This is a genomic window from Bartonella silvatica (genome assembly GCF_040545155.1).
GTDB lineage: Bacteria > Pseudomonadota > Alphaproteobacteria > Rhizobiales > Rhizobiaceae > Bartonella > Bartonella silvatica.
The window spans coordinates 1-2,025 of the sequence record NZ_JBEPLI010000056.1 but is presented as its reverse complement, the minus strand read 5'-3'; the positions used below and the strand labels follow the sequence as shown (position 1 = coordinate 2,025).

3 protein-coding genes are annotated in these 2,025 nt (G+C 38.7%); all 3 read left to right on the top strand.

What is annotated here, in order from left to right; all coding sequences use genetic code 11:
- Positions 1 to 39 precede the first annotated feature (39 nt).
- Positions 40 to 567, top strand: a complete 528-nt coding sequence (locus ABID23_RS07810) for a hypothetical protein (RefSeq protein WP_354190915.1) — start codon at positions 40 to 42, stop codon at positions 565 to 567.
- A gap of 816 nt (positions 568 to 1,383) precedes the next feature.
- Entirely contained in the window at positions 1,384 to 1,719 is a 336-nt protein-coding gene (locus tag ABID23_RS07805; protein WP_354190913.1) for a hypothetical protein, read from the top strand.
- Positions 1,700 to 2,025: phage terminase large subunit (locus ABID23_RS07800; RefSeq protein WP_354190911.1), on the top strand; the 326-nt coding region annotated here is incomplete at its 3' end. The genes ABID23_RS07805 and ABID23_RS07800, both read left to right, overlap by 20 nt.

Below are 2,025 nucleotides of genomic sequence, written 5' to 3'. Positions count from 1 at the left end.
ATGAATGATAGTGTTCCTTTTTAAACAGAAGGCGGTGTTGTGAAAAGAAACAAAAAGAGGGGACGCCCTAAAATAACAGGGCAGGTAAGAGAAGCCAATGGTCGTATATCACGTGCAAAAGCACCGCGTGAAGCTGCTGATCAATTGGCAATAGAGATACGTGCAAAGCGCTTCGGTTTAACGCTACAAGAGGCAAAAAATCCGCTCTCTGGCTCTTACATAGGGCGGCTTTGTTTGCAAGGCGTTATTACTCAAGAGCAATATGACGCTGCGCAACAATATCTACAGATAAGAAATAATTACCTTTGTGCAAAGGGCTTGCCTAATGCAATTTATGACGAAATGCCGTCATCTTCAGATGATAAGGCAAGAGACAAGTGGGTAGCATTTGCAACAGAGCAGTTTATAAACACGCAAGAGGCACTAAAAGAAGTCCAATGCCTCTATAGACAGTATAATCTTTATGCAGCGCTACAGTACCTCGTTATAGAAGATCAGATGTTGCCACATCTTGTGAATTCGCTACGAGTTGCTCTTAATGCGCTTTATAAACATTTTGATCGTTAAATAATAACTTTTATTTTGGCTTCATCATATTGTATATCGTTTGTAAGTCTCTGCAAAACCTAGCTGTTTTTTTTATACCTCTCCCATTATCGATTCTCATACTAGATACTAAGTCAACAACTTGTGTTTCGGGGTTAATGCCATTTCCACTTGAAGTACTAAGAAATTTTTTCGCATAATAAAACATTGGATCTGTACTGTTCATGGACATGTTGTATGCCCACATGAAATTTTCTTCACTCCAATTATGTTCGTAGCGTAAAGTATTTATTACACTGGGTAGCATTGCCCATGACATTTCTTTGTTATACTCACCCCGCAATAAATTCACAAAGCGTCCACATAAAACAATGAGTATGTGACGATGCCATACAGTGTCAAATTTGGAAGCTATATTCTGATAGTCATTATTGTATGCAAATTGATTTGCTTGGTTTTGCTTATCAAAATGTGAAAAGCCTTCATACTCTTTACTTGCGTATTTGTCGTAAATTTGATTATATTGCTCTATAGTATCGACACGGGTAAATATACGCGTAAATCCAAATGACGTTGATATAGAAAAAAAAAGGCTATAAATGTTAGGGTGCGTATTGTGAAAAGTAATTTCATTATTTAATCCTTTAAATTATCATAATTAACACTACCTAACCGATTCCCTTTGAATATATCAATATGTATTATTATGTTGACAAAGTGTAGCAAATCGTATTTAATGGCATTACTGTACTTGGTCGTATTGTATCTAGACGAGGGGCAGTGCAGTGTAAAATCCCCGCATTTGCGGGGTTTTTTATTATCTGGAGGGTGTATTTTATGACATCACAAAATACAGAACAGATTTCTCAAACAAAGAAAAAATATAAACCCCCTAAGGCAGGAATGGGGCGTGTCAAAGGCGTTCCAAATAAAGTGACGCGCATTTTAAAAGAAGCAGTGGTTAAGGCTGCTGAGAATGCTGGGAATAAAATTGGCAAGGATGGTTTGATTTCTTATTTGGAAAAGCAGGCTATGGAATGTCCAGCGGCTTATTTAGCGTTGCTTGGGAAGATCTTGCCCTTGCAAGTGACGGGGGAAGATGGGGGAGCCATTAAGATGATAACGCGTGTAGAAATTGCTCCTTTAACAATGAATGACGACAAGACAGATTAATATTGTTCCAAAGCTTATACCGATTTTTACAGATAAGGCTTTGGTACGAGCAGCTTGGGGTGGACGAGGGTCTGGAAAGACAAGATCATTTGCATTGATGGCGGCTTTAAAAGGTTATCAATTTGGTATGGGAGGGATATCGGGGACCATTCTTTGTGCACGGCAATTTCAGAATTCGTTAGCAGAAAGTTCATTGGAGGAGATTAAGCGCGCCATTGAAGCGCATGACTTTTTAAAGGACTATTACAAGGTTGGGGAGTCGTCGATTAAGTCGATAGATGGTCGTATAGCCTTTCAGTTTTCTGG

Coding starts and splice junctions, on each gene's coding strand:
- ABID23_RS07805 (WP_354190913.1), top strand. CDS start 1,384: ATGACATCACAAAATACAGAACAGATTTCTCAAACAAAGAAAAAATAT.